This window comes from Streptomyces fuscichromogenes (assembly GCF_014645815.1).
Lineage (GTDB): Bacteria > Actinomycetota > Actinomycetes > Streptomycetales > Streptomycetaceae > Streptomyces > Streptomyces fuscichromogenes.
The window spans coordinates 63,162-77,377 of the sequence record NZ_BMML01000007.1 but is presented as its reverse complement, the minus strand read 5'-3'; the positions used below and the strand labels follow the sequence as shown (position 1 = coordinate 77,377).

The 14,216-nt window shown below is 71.8% G+C and carries 14 protein-coding genes; 7 read left to right on the top strand and 7 right to left on the bottom strand.

Going from position 1 to position 14,216, the window contains the following annotated elements; all coding sequences use genetic code 11:
* Positions 1-257: 257 nt before the first annotated feature.
* Complete coding sequence (locus IEZ11_RS16775) at positions 258-926, bottom strand: TetR/AcrR family transcriptional regulator (protein WP_229713076.1); 669 nt, start codon at positions 924-926, stop codon at positions 258-260.
* 214 nt (positions 927-1,140) lie between these two features.
* Between IEZ11_RS16775 and IEZ11_RS16770 the strand changes: the two genes are divergently transcribed.
* Entirely contained in the window at positions 1,141-2,244 is a 1,104-nt protein-coding gene (locus IEZ11_RS16770) for a medium chain dehydrogenase/reductase family protein (protein WP_189263566.1), read from the top strand.
* A 17-nt stretch (positions 2,245-2,261) separates the two neighbouring features.
* Here the strand turns inward: IEZ11_RS16770 and IEZ11_RS16765 are convergent, their stop codons facing one another.
* Together IEZ11_RS16765 and IEZ11_RS16760 are read right to left on the bottom strand one after the other, a co-directional pair.
* The gene (locus IEZ11_RS16765; protein WP_189263565.1) at positions 2,262-3,614 is read right to left on the bottom strand and encodes a GDSL-type esterase/lipase family protein; all 1,353 of its coding nucleotides are present in this window, start codon (positions 3,612-3,614) and stop codon (positions 2,262-2,264) included.
* Positions 3,615-3,640: 26 nt separating this feature from the next.
* Positions 3,641-4,213: a TetR/AcrR family transcriptional regulator gene (locus IEZ11_RS16760; RefSeq protein WP_189263564.1), complete on the bottom strand. Its 573-nt coding sequence runs from the start codon at positions 4,211-4,213 to the stop codon at positions 3,641-3,643.
* Between the two features lie 87 nt (positions 4,214-4,300).
* Between IEZ11_RS16760 and IEZ11_RS16755 the strand changes: the two genes are divergently transcribed.
* On the top strand, positions 4,301-4,795 hold the full coding sequence (locus IEZ11_RS16755; protein ID WP_189263563.1) for an FBP domain-containing protein: 495 nt from the start codon (positions 4,301-4,303) through the stop codon (positions 4,793-4,795).
* A 10-nt stretch (positions 4,796-4,805) separates the two neighbouring features.
* On the opposite strand, the gene IEZ11_RS16750 is transcribed toward IEZ11_RS16755, so the two are convergent.
* Entirely contained in the window at positions 4,806-5,498 is a 693-nt protein-coding gene (locus tag IEZ11_RS16750; RefSeq protein WP_189263562.1) for a TetR/AcrR family transcriptional regulator, read from the bottom strand.
* A 187-nt stretch (positions 5,499-5,685) separates the two neighbouring features.
* On the opposite strand from IEZ11_RS16750, the gene IEZ11_RS16745 reads away from it, so the two are divergent.
* A complete protein-coding gene (locus tag IEZ11_RS16745; RefSeq protein ID WP_189263561.1) occupies positions 5,686-6,141 on the top strand; it encodes a nitroreductase/quinone reductase family protein in 456 nt (151 codons plus the stop codon).
* On the opposite strand, the gene IEZ11_RS16740 is transcribed toward IEZ11_RS16745, so the two are convergent.
* Entirely contained in the window at positions 6,131-7,414 is a 1,284-nt protein-coding gene (locus IEZ11_RS16740; protein WP_189263560.1) for a geranylgeranyl reductase family protein, read from the bottom strand. The two genes, IEZ11_RS16745 and IEZ11_RS16740, sit on opposite strands and share 11 nt — an antisense overlap.
* A gap of 191 nt (positions 7,415-7,605) precedes the next feature.
* Between IEZ11_RS16740 and IEZ11_RS16735 the strand changes: the two genes are divergently transcribed.
* The 4 genes from IEZ11_RS16735 to IEZ11_RS16720 all read left to right on the top strand — a co-directional run bounded on the left by IEZ11_RS16735 (position 7,606) and on the right by IEZ11_RS16720 (position 12,009).
* On the top strand, positions 7,606-8,961 hold the full coding sequence (locus IEZ11_RS16735; protein ID WP_189263559.1) for a dipeptidase: 1,356 nt from the start codon (positions 7,606-7,608) through the stop codon (positions 8,959-8,961).
* 165 nt (positions 8,962-9,126) lie between these two features.
* On the top strand, positions 9,127-9,699 hold the full coding sequence (locus IEZ11_RS16730) for a TetR/AcrR family transcriptional regulator (protein ID WP_189263558.1): 573 nt from the start codon (positions 9,127-9,129) through the stop codon (positions 9,697-9,699).
* Positions 9,700-9,777: 78 nt separating this feature from the next.
* Positions 9,778-10,761, top strand: coding sequence for a zinc-dependent alcohol dehydrogenase family protein (locus tag IEZ11_RS16725; RefSeq protein WP_189263557.1), 984 nt, complete (start codon positions 9,778-9,780; stop codon positions 10,759-10,761).
* 183 nt (positions 10,762-10,944) lie between these two features.
* Entirely contained in the window at positions 10,945-12,009 is a 1,065-nt protein-coding gene (locus tag IEZ11_RS16720; RefSeq protein ID WP_373294922.1) for a protein kinase family protein, read from the top strand.
* Here the strand turns inward: IEZ11_RS16720 and IEZ11_RS16715 are convergent.
* On the bottom strand, positions 11,982-13,034 hold the full coding sequence (locus IEZ11_RS16715; RefSeq protein ID WP_189263555.1) for an ABC transporter ATP-binding protein: 1,053 nt from the start codon (positions 13,032-13,034) through the stop codon (positions 11,982-11,984). The two genes, IEZ11_RS16720 and IEZ11_RS16715, sit on opposite strands and share 28 nt — an antisense overlap.
* Complete coding sequence (locus IEZ11_RS16710) at positions 13,031-14,140, bottom strand: ABC transporter ATP-binding protein (RefSeq protein WP_373294933.1); 1,110 nt, start codon at positions 14,138-14,140, stop codon at positions 13,031-13,033. The genes IEZ11_RS16715 and IEZ11_RS16710 overlap by 4 nt, the downstream gene beginning before the upstream one ends.
* Between the last annotated feature and the right edge of the window lie 76 nt (positions 14,141-14,216).

Here is a 14,216-nt window from a genome sequence, read left to right as displayed (position 1 = left end):
ATGGCCGTACCGGTGCCGGGCGCCGTGACCGTGCCGGTGACCGTGACTGTGTCGGCCGCCGTGACCGTGTCCGTGGCCGTGACCGTGGTGTCCGGGTGGTTCCACCATGGGGGTCCGTAGCGCCACCACCGCGCAGGGCCGCGCTCCCGTACCCGCTGCTCGTCCATGACCGCAACGCTAGACGCCCCCGCCCGCGCGGGCGTCAGCCCGGCGGGGTGATCACGCGTACTCCCCGGGAAGTAGACCGCCGGGCCTGGTCAGCGGCCGGATGCCAGCTCCGCCACCTCGGCGTCGAACAGCCGGTCCTGGTCGAAGCCCATGCCCGTGAAGTGGCCGGCGAGTTCCAGGGAGAGCACGCCGTGCATCCGGGTCCAGAAGGCGAGCGCCCGGCGCAGCACTCCCGGTGGGGCGGGATGGCCGCCGGCCCACTCGCGGTGCTGGGAGAGATGCGCGGTGAAACCGGCGGAGGCCGACGGCGGGGCCTCGGGCTCGGCCGCCGCGCAGACGTCGAGAAGGGCCGCCATGATCTCCTGGGCGATGCCGGTGATGTCCGCGGGTGCTTGATAGCCGGGCACCGGCGTGCCGTAGACGAGGAAGTACCGCTGGGGGTCGTCGAGCGCCCAGCGGCGCAGGGCGTGGGCGAGGCCGCCGATACCGGCCCCCGAGTCGGCGGCGGCACGGAAGGTGTCGGCCAGGCCGCGGTAGGTATCCCGGATCAGCTCGGTGATCAGTTCGTCACGGCTGCCGAAGTAGCGGTAGAGGGCCGGGCCGCTCATCCCCAGCTCCTTCGCGATCGCGTTCAGGGACAGGCCCGTCGCGCCCGCCTTGGCGATCTGCTCCCAGGCGCGCGCCTTGATGTCCGCTCGCACCTGGCTCCGGTATCGCTCACGGGGACTCACGGCGTCCGCGTCCGCGGCCATGGCCATGGCCATCACGCTCCTCTCTCGGGGCTTCAGGCTTTCAGGTTTGTTTCAACCTATCACTTTCGGAAGTGGATCTAACGGGCGGGACACCCCCGCCCGGCACAACGGCTTGACACTCAAGCGAGAGCCAGTCATGTTTGTTATAGCTTCTAACGCCAGCAAGAACCTCTCTCGCTAGCGAGCGCATCTACACACCGCCCACACGGAGGCAGTCATCATGGGAATCACAGAAAACGCCGGAAACACCGGGAACACCCGAAACACCCAGCTCGTCGAGGTCGTCCTGCCGGGCGTCGTGGAGCCGGAGGGCCTCCGCATCCAGCGCCGGGAGATACCGGCCCCGGCCGCCGGCCAGATCGTCGTCCGCGTGGAGGCGACCGGTGTCTCCTTCGCGGAGCAGCAGATGCGCCGCGGCCGCTACTACGACCAGCCGCCCTTCCCCTTCGTCCCCGGCTACGACCTGGTCGGCACGGTGCTCACGGCCGGTGCGGGCGTCGCGCCCGAGCTCGTCGGCAAGCGGGTCGCGTCACTGGTGAAGGTCGGCGGCTGGGCCAGTCATGTCGTGCTCGACGCGGCCGACGCCGTACAGGTACCCGCCGGCGTCGGCGCGGCGGAGGCGGAGACGCTGGTCGTCAACGGCATCACGGCGTGGCAGATGCTGTACCGCAAGGCCAGGGTGCGCAGCGGCGGCACGATCCTGGTGCACGGTGCCAACGGCGGTGTCGGCACGGTCCTCGTCCAGCTCGCACGGGCGGCGGGCCTCCAGGTGATCGGTACGGCCTCCGCCCGTCATCACGCGGCACTGCGGAAACTGGGCGTGACCCCGGTCGACTACAGCGGCGAGGACGTCCCGGCCCGGGTCCGGGAACTGGCCCCCGGCGGTGTCGACGCCGTGTTCGACCACCTCGGCGGCCGCAGCGTCATCGACTCCTGGCGGCTGCTCGCCCCGGGCGGCACCCTCGTCTCCTACGGCAGCGCCACCACCCGGGACGACTCCGGCTCCAAGCAGCTGCCCGTGCTGAAGATCCTCGGCCGGGTGTGGCTGTGGAACGCGCTGCCGAACGGCCGGCACGCCTACTTCTTCAACGTCTGGGAGGGCCGCGCCCTGGGCAGGAACCGCTTCCGGGCCCGGCTGAGCGCCGACCTCACCCAGGTGTTCCAGGCCCTCCAGCGCGGCGAGGTCACCGCGCACGTCGCCGCCCGGCTGCCCCTCACCGAGGCCGCCGAGGCCCTGCGGCTCGCCGAGTCGGGGACGGTCGCGGGCAAGGTCGTGCTCATCCCGGACAGCGACGACGCGGCGTCGGCCGACTCGGCCCGGTGAGGCCCCTCGGCTCGGACTCAGCGGCCGCCGTCCTCCGTGAAGACGCCGTCCGCACCGAACGCGCCGCTCCCCGCGAACGCGCCGTCCTCCGCGAAAGCCAGCCCGGCGAAGCGTTCGCCGATACGGCGGTGGGTGGCCGCGTCCGGGTGGAGTCCGTCGGGCAGCGGGAGTTCGGCGGAGTCGGCCTCGCCGTAGAGGGCACGGCCGTCGAGGTAGTGGAGGTTCGGGTCGTCGGCCGCGCGCTGGGCGACGATCCGGGACAGCTCGTCCCGGATGACGTTCAGGGTGAGCTTGCCGGTCGCGCGCTCGGCCGGGTCGCCCGCGGCCGTGAACACGACCCGGCCGACACCGAAGGCGCTCAGGTCCATCGCGGTGGGGCCCGGCGTGTCCTCGTGCATCGGGCACAGGATCGGCGAGACGACCAGCAGCGGGGTGGTGGGATGCCCCTCGCGGACGGTGTCGAGGAAGCCGTGCACGGCGGGACCGAAGGCCCGCAGCCGCATCAGGTCGGCGTTGACGACGTTGATGCCGAGCTTGAGGCTGATCAGGTCGGCGGGGGTGTCCCGGACGGCGCGGGCGGTGAACGGGTCGAGCAGGGCGCTGCCGCCCAGCCCCAGGTTGACCAGTTCCACGCCGGCGATCGTGGCCGCGAGGGCGGGCCAGATGGCGGTGGGGCTCGCGGCGTCGGAGCCATGGCTGATGGAACTGCCGTGGTGCAGCCAGACCTTGCGGCCGTGGTCGGGTACGGCGGTGAGCGGGGCGTCGGTGCGCAGCGCGACCAGTTCGGTGGTCTCGTTGTGCGGCAGCCAGATCTCGACGGTCTTCTCGCGCGCGGGCAGGCCGGTGAAGCGGAGGGTGCCGACCGGTCCGGGGCGCAGTTCCGTGGTTCCCGCGCTCATGTCGACGGCCTGCACCTGGCCGCCCGACACGCTGCCCTGGCCGGCCAGAGTGCCGTCGACGAGCAGGTCGTAGACGCCGTCCGGGCGGACCGGCCCGCCGACGTAGAGCCGCTTGGTGGGCAGGGTGTCCAGTTCCACGGCGGTGGCCCGGGTGCGGAACACCAGCCGTACGCCGGAGGGCTGCGACTCGACCATGGCGAGCTGCGGGTCGGCGCACTGGGCGCGGGCCCGGGGCGGGAGCCGGTGCGGCAGGATGCCGTGCCCCGTGTGCTCCAGGTCGAGGGCACCGCGCAGCAGGCCGGCGGTGATCGGGGTGGTGATCCAGCGGAGGTCGGCAGTCCGGGGATCGGTGGTACGGGGGCCGCTGTGGCCGCTGTTCTGGGGATCGGCAGTCCGGGGATCGGTGTTCCGGGGATCGGTGTTCCGGGGATCGGTGTTCCGGGGATCGGTGTTCCGGGGATCGGTGTTCATCGCCTCTGAGTTCCGTACGAAGGGGGTCAGGTCGGTGTGGGCCAGTTACGGAGCAGGGCGTCGAGGGCGTCGAGGACGCGGGTCCAGGACTGCTGGCTGTCGGGGGCGCTGTGACTGAAGCCGCCGCTCAGTTCCAGGTCGACGTAGCCGTGGAAGACGCTGCCGAGCATCCGGACGGCATGGGTCTCGTCCGGTTCGGTCAGGTCGTAGCCGCGCAGGATCGCCCGGGTCATCCGGGCGTGTCGGACGCCGGCACTGGCCGCGGCCGTCTCCGGGTCGAGGCGCAGCCGGGCCGCCGCGTAACGGCCGGGGTGGGCGCGGGCGTAGTCGCGGTAGACGTCGGCGAAGGCGACGAGGGCGTCCTTGCCGGCCCGGCCGGCGAGCGCGTCGGCGGCCCGGTCGGCGAGTTCCTCCAGCGCCAGCAGCGCGATCCTCGTCTTCAGGTCCTGGGAGCTCTTGACGTGCGAGTACAGGCTCGCGACCTGCACGTCGAACCGTCTGGCCAGCGCCGAGACGGTCACCGAGTCAAAGCCGACCTCGTCGGCCAGCTCGGCTCCGGCCCGGACCAGCCGTTCCGTACTCAGTCCCGCTCGTGCCACACCCGCTCCTCGCCTTCACCACTCACCCCGAAACTGAAGTGGATTATGCATTTGCCTAAAACCTTTAGGCAAATTAGCGTGCGCCGCATGCGACAGCTGACCGAGCAAGAGATCCGTGCCGCCTTCGTGAACTGCACCAAGGGGGCGGCGAAACGCCTGAACATCCCGCACGACCTGGACGAACGCCCGTGGGCCGACCTGGACTACTTCGGCTGGCGCGACCCGCAGGCACCCGACCGCGCCTACCTGGTGACCGGACCGGACGACGGCCCCGCGCGGGCGGTGGCGCTGCGCTGCCCGAGCCCCACCTCCTGGCAGACCCGGCGCAGCATGTGCTCGATCTGCCTGACCACGCACACCGGAGGCGTCTCCCTGATGGTCGCCGCCAAGGCGGGGAAGGCCGGGCAGCAGGGCAACTCCGTGGGCGCCTACCTCTGCGCCGACCTGGCCTGTTCGCTGTACGTGCGAGGCAAGCGGGACGCGGGGGCGGGCGGGCGCATGCCGGAGTCGCTCACCCTGGAGGAGAAGATCCGGCGGACCGTGACGAACCTCGCCGCGTTCCTGGACAAGGTGACGGCCTGAGCCGAGGCGGCTAGGGGAAGACCAGACCCACCCCGTGGGCGAGTTGCGCGGCCGCGTGCCGGAAGAACCGGTCCCGCTCCTCCACGACCCCCTTGAACTGGCCGAACAGCTCGAACCCCACCAGCCCGAACAACTGGGCCCAGGCCGCAGCCATGGCCACCGCCACCTCCGGCGGCAGGCCGGGCATCAACTCGTCGGACATCCGGCGGGCCTCGGGGGCGAGTTCGGCCGGCACGGGGGTACGGGCCAGACCACGCCGCTCGAACGCCTCGCGCAGGATCCCGATGAGGACGAGGGCGACCCGGGCGGCCGGCGGAATGGTCGTGTCCGGCGCCGCGTAGCCGGGCACCGGCGAGCCGTAGATCAGCGCGTACTCGTGCGGGTGGGCCAGCGCCCAGCCGCGCACCGCCTCGCACACGACGACCCAGCGCCGCGCCGGGGCCGCGCCGGCGACCGCGGCGTGGGCGGTCTCCGCGGCGTCGCCGAGGGAGTCGTAGGCGTCGATGATCAGCGCGGTGAGCAGGTCGTCACGGCTGGGGAAGTAGCGGTAGAGCGCCGAGGAGACCATGCCGAGTTCGCGCGCCACGGCCCGCAGCGACAGCTTGGCCGCACCCTCGGCCGCGAGCTGTCTGCGCGCCTCGTCCTTGATGGCGGTGGTGACTTCCATCCTGGCTCGCGCGCGGGCGCCCTGCGGGGTGGTCATGGGGAGCAGTCTGCCATGCGCGAAGAGCAGTGCACACGGTTCGGAGCAGTGCACACGGATTGGATCAGCGCACTCAGTTTAGATCTACGCTCACAAACGAGAGCACTGCTCTTGCTTTGGATCACCGATCCCCCTCACACTCTTCCTGAAGCGAGAGCACTGCTCTCTCAATCAGGTGGGGGTCACCATGTCGCCGTCCGAGCCGTACTACGCCAAGATCAACCCGCTGGCCGTCCGGGTGAACAGTCTCGTCGGGTGGCTCGCCCGGCACGGGCTCAGTCTGGCCGGAAGTGCGGAGCTGTCCGTGCGCGGCCGCAGGAGCGGCAAGATGCAGCGCGTCCCGGTCAATCCGCACACGTACGACGGCACCCAGTACCTGGTCTCGGCGCGCGGCAACTCCCAGTGGGTGCGGAACATGCGCGTGGCCGGCGGCGGGGAGCTGCGAGTGGGGCGCAAGGTACGGGAGTTCACCGTGGCGGAGCTTCCCGATGCCGAGAAGCTCCCGGTGCTGCGGACCTATCTGGAGAAGTGGGGCTGGGAGGTCAAGCAGTACTTCCCCGGGGTGAGCGCCACGTCCTCCGACGACGAACTCGTCGCGGCCGGCGCCGACCACCCCGTCTTCCGGGTCACCGTCACGAAGTGACGGCCTCTTCGTCGGCCGGGTCCTCGGCGGGCGGCTGCCCCTTGGCGGCCGGTTCCGGGCCGAACGCCGTGAGGGCGCGCTGGGCCAGCGGATGGGAGCGGATGAGTTCACCGAGGGTGGTCCGGCCCTGGGTGATCTCCTTGAACGCCCGCCAGGCGGGACGGAACCCGGTCAGCGCCGCGTGGAACAGTCCGGGCCGGCGCTCGAACGCCGCCAGCATCCGCTTGCCGACGCTCATCTCGACGCCGAGGCCCGCCTTGACGGCGAAGGCGTAGTTCAGCGCCTGGCGGCGGGTGTCGACGGCGTCGTGGGCCTCGGCGATGCGCACCGCCCACTCCCCCGCGAGCCGCCCCGAGCGCAACGCGAAGGAGATGCCCTCGCGGGTCCACGGTTCGAGCAGACCCGCAGCGTCACCGCAGACCAGGACCCGGCCCCGGGAGAGCGGTGAGTCGTCGGCGCGGCAGCGGGTCAAGTGGCCGGAGGAGATGCTCGGTTCGAAGCCGGCGAGGCCGAGCCGGGCGATGAAGTCCTCCAAGTACCGCTTGGTGGCGGCACCTTCGCCGCGCGCCGAGATCACCCCGACGGTCAGCGTGTCGCCCTTGGGGAAGACCCAGCCGTAACTGCCGGGCATGGGACCCCAGTCGATGAGGACCCGTCCCTTCCAGTCCTCGGCGACCGTCTCGGGCACCGGGATCTCCGCCTCCAGGCCGAGGTCCACCTGGTCGACCTTCACCCCTACGTGAGCGCCTATCCGGCTGGCGCTGCCGTCGGCACCGACCACCGCGTGGGCCAGCAGGGTCTCGCCGCCCTGGAGCACGACCGCGACCGTCCGCCGGTCCGGGACCGCCGAGCCGTGCTGCTCGACGCGCTGCACGGCGGCGCCCGTGCGCAGCTCGGCGCCGGCCTTCTGGGCGTGCTCGACCAGCTGCTGGTCGAACTCGGGACGGTTGATCAGCCCGAACATCATCTGCTTGGAGCGACGGGTGCGGGTGAACCGTCCGTTGTTGGAGAACGTGACCGCGTGCACCCTGTCCTTGAACGGCAGCTCGAAGCCGGGCGGCAGCGCGTCGCGCGAGGGGCCGATGATGCCGCCGCCACAGGTCTTGTACCGGGGCAGCTCGGCCTTCTCCAGCAACAGCACGCGCCGTCCGGCGACCGCCGCCGCGTAGGCGGCCGAGGCACCCGCGGGTCCCGCGCCCACCACGACGACGTCCCACACCCGCTGTACGTCGTCCGCCTGCACGTCGTCCGCCGAAGAATTCTCGCCGCTCACGATGGTCCGCTGCTCCGATCAAGCCGTAGAAGCCGTATCAAACCGTCAAGCCGTGGGTCGGGCCCCGGCCGTCCGTGGACCGACATCCGTCACCCTGTCCCCCCGCATCCTACGGCGGAGATCGCCGCAGGCCACTGTGGGAGGATCGGTCCACTCACCAGTTCAACGTCGCACCCACGAGGAGCGTGCCCATGTCGTCCAATCCGGTCGCCGAGACCGTCGCCGCCCTGTTGCCCAGGGCCAAGGCGGAGCTCGCCGAGCTGGTGGCCTTCAAGTCGGTGGCGGACTTCGCCCAGTTCCCGAAGAGCGAGAGCGAGGGCGCCGCGAACTGGGTGGCCGACGCGCTGCGCGCCGAGGACTTCACGGACGTCGCCGTACTGGACACCCCGGACGGCACCCAGTCGGTGTACGGCTACCTGCCCGGCCCGGCGGGTGCCAAAACGGTCCTGCTGTATGCGCACTACGACGTGCAGCCGCCGCTGGACGAGGCCGCCTGGACCAGCCCGCCGTTCGAACTGACCGAGCGGGACGGCCGCTGGTACGGGCGCGGTGCGGCCGACTGCAAGGGCGGCGTGCTCATGCACCTGCTGGCGCTGCGTGCGCTGAAGGCGAACGGCGGAGTGCCGGTCAACGTCAAGGTGATCGCCGAGGGCTCGGAGGAGATGGGCACCGGCGGCCTGGAGCGGTACGCGGAGCAGCACCCCGAGCTGCTGACGGCGGACGCGATCGTCATCGGCGACACGGGCAACTTCCGGGTGGGGCTGCCGACGGTGACCACGACGCTGCGGGGCATGACCATGGTCCGCGTCCAGATCGACACGCTCCGGGGCAATCTGCACTCGGGGCAGTTCGGCGGTGCCGCGCCGGACGCGCTGGCCGCGCTGATCCGGGTCCTGGACTCGCTGCGCGCCGAGGACGGTTCCACGAGGGTCGACGGGCTCGCGCAGGAGGCGCACTGGGAGGGGCTGGCCTACGACCAGGAGCAGTTCCGTACGGACGCGAAGGTGCTGGACGGGGTCGGGCTGATCGGCGGCGGCTCGGTCGCGGACCGCATCTGGGCCCGTCCGGCGGTCACGGTGCTCGGCATCGACTGCCCGCCGGTGGTCGGCGCCACCCCGTCGGTGCAGGCCGGCGCCCGCGCGCTGGTCAGCCTCCGGGTGCCGCCGGGCGTGGACGCGACCGAGGCGGGCAAGCTGCTCCAGGCCCACCTGGAGGCGCACACGCCGTGGGGAGCCCGGGTGCGCACCGAGGTGGTCGGGCAGGGCCAGCCGTTCCGCGCGGACAGCGCCAGCCCGGCGTACCGGGCGATGGCCGACGCGATGGCGGTCGCCTACCCGGACGAGACGATGCAGTACGCCGGTCAGGGCGGCTCCATCCCGCTGTGCAACACCCTCGCCGGCCTCTATCCGCAGGCCGAGATCCTGCTGATCGGCCTGAGCGAGCCGGAGGCGCAGATCCACGCCGTCAACGAGAGCGTGTCCCCGCAGGAGCTGGAGCGCCTGTCGGTGGCGGAGGCGCTGTTCCTGCGGAACTACGCGGCGGGCTGAGCCTGTTCTTCGGGAAGCGCCACGGGCGGGCTCCGGCTTCGGTGAGAGGCCGGAGCCCGCCCGTGGGTTCCCGCGGATGAACGTCGCTCTTCCAGGAGGTACGACCCGTCCCCCTTGCCGCCCTTAATCAAACGAACTAGTCTGTTTGATTAAGGAGGCGTGCTCATGGCGACGCAGTTCAGGAAGACGAAATCCGAGGAGCGGATCCTCGCCGCGGCCGCCGAGCTGTTCTACGAGAACGGGCTCCGCGGAGTGGGCGTCGATCAGGTCATCGCGGCGTCCGGTGTCGCGAAGTCGACGCTGTACGCGCACTTCCGCACCAAGGAGGAGCTCGTCGCGGCGTATCTGCGCAGGACCGACGACTCCTGGATGGCACAGCTGCAGGCAGCGGCGGAGCGCACGGGCGGCGGCCCTGGCGAGCAACTCGTCGGACTGTTCGACGCGCTGACGGAGGCCTTCGACCGGCATGGCTTCTTCGGATGTCCGTTCGTCAGCGCGGCGGTCGAAGCCGAGCTGGACTCGGAGGCCCGCGCCGTCACCGTGCAGCACACCCGGCGCCGGCAGGCATGGCTGACCGAGCTGAGCCGACAGGCCGGAGCCGGTGCCCCCGACGCGCTGGCCCGCCGGATCGGACTGCTCATCGACGGCGCTCTCGCCTCCGGGCGTCTCCTTCAGGACCGCACCGTCGTGAGCGAGGCGAAATCCGCTGCCCGCCTGCTGATAGCCGGCCACATCTGACCGCGACACCCCCGGCCCCGGCCTGCCCGGCGGTCACCACACCCGCCCGACACGACACGGCGAGAAAGAGGCGCAGTCATGCGCGCAGTGGTCCTGGAAGAGTTCGGCACTCCGTTGGTGCTCGCCGACATCGAGAAGCCCGAGGCGGGTCCGGGCCAGGTGCTGGTCAAGGTCGGGGCCAGCGGCGTCAACCCGCTGGACACCAAGATCCGGGCCGGCAAGGCGGCGCACGCCAAGCGCACGCTGCCCGCGGTCCTCGGCCTGGACCTGGCCGGCGTGGTCGAGGAGGTCGGCGCGGGCGTCACCGGTCTCGCGCCGGGCGACGAGGTCTTCGGGATGACGGGCGGCGTCGGTGACGTGCCGGGCTCGCTCGCCGAGTACGCGGCCGTCGACGCCCGGCTGCTCGCCCGCAAGCCGTCCTCGCTCGGCATGCGTGAGGCCGCGGCCCTGCCGCTGGTCTTCATCACCGCCTGGGAAGGGCTGGTCGACCGAGCCCAGGTCCACGCGGGGCAGAAGGTCCTCGTCCACGGCGGAGCCGGCGGCATCGGCCATGTGGCCGTGCAGATCGCCCGTGCCCGCGGTGCCGAGGTCTTCGCCACCGCGTCCACCTCGCGGCTGGAGGTAGTCCAGCGCCTGGGAGCCACTCCCGTCGACTACACCACCACGACCGTTGACGATTACGTCGCCGAGCACACCGGCGGCGAGGGCTTCGACATCGTCTTCGACACCGTCGGCGGTCCCGTGCTCGACGCCTCCTTCACCGCGGTACGCACCTACACGGGGCATGTCGTGAGCGCCCTGGGCTGGGGAACCCACAGCATCGCGCCCCTCAGCTTCCGCGGGGCGACCTACTCCGGGGTGTTCACCCTGCTCCCGCTGCTGACCGGACGCGGGCGGGAGCACCACGGGGACATCATGCGCGAGGCCGCGGCCCTCGCCGACGCAGGGGCGCTCATCCCGCTGCTCGACCCCAGGCGCTTCACCCTCGCGGACGTCGCCGACGCCCACGCGGCGGTGGAGAGCGGCACCGCCCGAGGCAAGATCGTGATCGACGTCGGCTGACGCCGCGCCCCGAGACACCGCCGGCCCGGCCGCGCCCCGCCACGCCGCGGCCGGCAGGAGAAGGCGGACATGCTTCGGCGCCCGGGGCGTCGCGGCATGGACGTGTCACGGTGATCCGGTGACCGCCGACGCGGCACCGGTCCCGCGGGAATCCGCGGACACGCACGGACCGCCGCCCTGACCATGGGGGGTATGACCGACTCCGCGCGCCGTATCGCCGCCCATGCCGACATCGCGACCTCCCTGGCCCTGCTGAGCGACGTCGAGCTGGCCGAGCTGGTCGCGGCGGGCGAGCCGCTGGGCACGGGGGTCGGTGGCAGAGCCGTGCGGATCACGGTGGACGGCAGCGCGGTGTTCGTGAAGCGGATCCCCTTGACCGACCGGGAGCGGGGCCCGCTGCACGTCCGCTCGACCGCGAACCTCTTCGGCCTGCCGCCGTACTGCCACTACGGCATGGGTGCCGTCTGCGGCCCGGGCTTCACCGCCTGGCGGGAGCTGGCCGCGCACACGGCGACGACGAACTGGGTGCTGACCGGGCACTTCCCCGGCTTCCCACTGCTCCACCACTGGCGGGTACTGCCGGACACGGCCCACCCGTTGCCCGACGAACTCGCGGACGTCGAGAAGGTGGTCGCCTACTGGGGCGGCTCGGCGGGCCTGCGTGAACGCATCGAGGGTCTTCGGGACGCCTCCGCGAGCATGACCCTGTTCCTGGAGCACTTCCCGTCCACCCTGCACGACTGGCTGGACGCCGAACTGCGCACGGACCGGGCGGATGCCGCCTGCGGCCAAGTGGCGCGGCGACTGGAGGAATTGACGTCCTTCCTCCACTCACGGCAGCTCCTGCATCTGGATGCCCACTTCCGCAACATCCTCACCGACGGCCAGGAGCTGTACCTCACCGACTTCGGGCTCTCGCTCAGCTCCCGTTTCCGGCTCACGCCCGACGAACGGGACTTCTTCGACCGGCATCGGCACTACGACCGCACGTACACCTTCTACCACCTGGTGATCTGGCTCGTCACCGCCCTGTACGGGTACCGGGGTGAGGAGCGGGCGGAGTTCGTGCGCGCCTGCGCCGACGGACGGCGGCCCGAGGGGATCCCCCGGGGCGCCGCCGAGTTGGTGGTCCGGCACGCCCCGCTCGCCGTGGGCATGGAGGATTTCTTCCGGCGGCTGGGCCAGGAGAGCCGGCTGACGCCGTTTCCGTACCCGGACGGCTACAGCAGTTGCACGCTCTCCGCGTAGTGGCAGGCGACCGGGTTGCCGCCGCCCCGGTCGACCAGGTCCGGGACCTGTTCGACACAGGCCGTGCGCTCGCTGTCGGTGAGCTGGTCGGCGAACTTGGGGCAGCGGGTACGGAAGCGGCAGCCGCTGGGCGGGCGGACCGGGCTCGGGACGTCGCCCTGGACGGTGATCCGCTTCCGGGCGCGTTCCTTGCGCGGGTCGGGCAGCGGGATCGCGGAGACCAGCGCCTGGGTGTAGGGGTGGGCGGGGCGGGCGAAGAGCTGCCGGGCGGGGGCGATCTCCACCAGGCGGCCCAGGTACATCACCGCGACCCGGCCGGCGACATGGCGCATCACGGAGAGGTCGTGCGCCACGAACAGGAAGGACAGGCCCAGTTCGCTCTGGAGGTCCATCAGCAGGTTGAGGACGCCCGCCTGGATCGACACGTCCAGCGCGGAGACCGGCTCGTCCAGCACGATCACCTTGGGCCGGAGCGCCAACGCCCGTGCGATGCCGATGCGTTGGCGCTGCCCGCCGGAGAACTCGTGCGCGAAGCGGTTGCCGTGCTCGGGGTTGAGGCCGACCAGGCGCAGCAGTTCGCGTACCTCGTCGGCGGCGCCGGGGCCGTAGCGGCCGTGGATGCGCAGCGGTTCGGCGACGATCTCGTGGACGGAGATCCGGGGATCCAGGGAGGCGTACGGGTCCTGGAAGACGATCTGCAACTCTCGACGCAGCGGCCGCATCTGACGTCTGCTCAGGTCGGTGAGGAGCCGGCCACGGTAGTGGACGGAGCCCGAGGTGGCCGTCTCCAGGTTGAGCAGGGTCCGGGAGACGGTCGTCTTGCCGGAGCCCGACTCGCCGACCAGGCCGAGCGTCTCGTTCTCGTACAGGTCGAAGGAGACCCCGCAGACGGCGTGCACGTCTCCGACCCGGCGGCGGACCACGCCCCGCGACATCACCGGGAAGTGTTTGACGAGGTCGCGGACCTGGAGCACGGGGTCGCCGGTGCCGCCGTGGCCCGGCAGCGGGGGCAGCGAGTCGGTCATCGGGCATCGTCCTCCAGGTCCGCGAACCGGGCCAGGGCCTCGGTGTCGGCGCCCACGGCGTCGAAGACCTCGCCGGCCGCCGTGTCCACGAGTTCGCCGGCGAAGTGGCAGGCGCTGCGGTGGGCGTCGGATCCGACGGGCCGCAGGGCGGGTTCCGTGCTGTCGCAGGGCTCCCGGCGCATCGGGCAGCGCGGGGCGAAGGGGCAGCCCGGGGGCAGGTTGAGCAGCGAGGGCGGGGAGCCGGTGATGGGGGTCAGCCGGTCCTCCTCGCGGTCGAGGCGGGGCAGGGAGCCGAGCAGGCCGAGGGTGTAGGGCATACGCGGGGTGTAGAAGATGTCCTCGACCGAACCGGTCTCCACGATCCGCCCGGCGTACATGACGGCGACCCGGTCGGTGTGGCCGGCGACCACCCCGAGGTCGTGGGTGATCAGGACCAGGGCGGCGCCGGTCTCGGCACGGGCGGTCTCCAGTGCCTCCAGGATCTGTGCCTGGACGGTGACGTCGAGGGCGGTGGTGGGCTCGTCGGCGATGATCACGTCCGGGTCGTTGGCGATCGCGATGGCGATGACGACCCGCTGGCGCATGCCGCCGGAGAGTTCGTGCGGGTAGCTGTCGACACGCCGTTCGGGGCTCGGGATGCCGACCGTGCCGAGGAGTTCCACGGCACGTGCCCGGGCCGGGCGTTTACCGAGCCTCGGGTTGTGCCTGAGCAGGGTCTCGGCGATCTGGTAGCCGACCGTGTAGACGGGGTTGAGGGAGGTCATCGGGTCCTGGAAGACCATGGCGATGCCGCTGCCCCGTACGTCCGAGAGGCGGCCGTCGGACATCCCGAGCAGTTCCGTGCCCTCGAAGCGCACCGAACCGCGCACCCGGGCGGAGCCGGGCAGCAGCCCCATCACGGCCAGTGCGGTGACGGACTTGCCGGAGCCGGACTCGCCGACGATGCCCAGCGCCTCGCCCCGCTCCAGCCGGTAGCCGACACCGCGCACGGCCCGTACGGTCCCGTCCTCGGTGGGGAACTCCACGCTCAGGTCCTCGACCTCGAGAACGGCGCCGGACTCCTCCCCCTTGCCGACGACCGCACCCGCACCAGCACCCGGCACCAGCCCCGGCCCCGGCCCCGGCCCCGGAGCGACAGTCGCGTCGGCGGCGCCGCCGTTGCTCGCGATGTGGTCGTCGTCT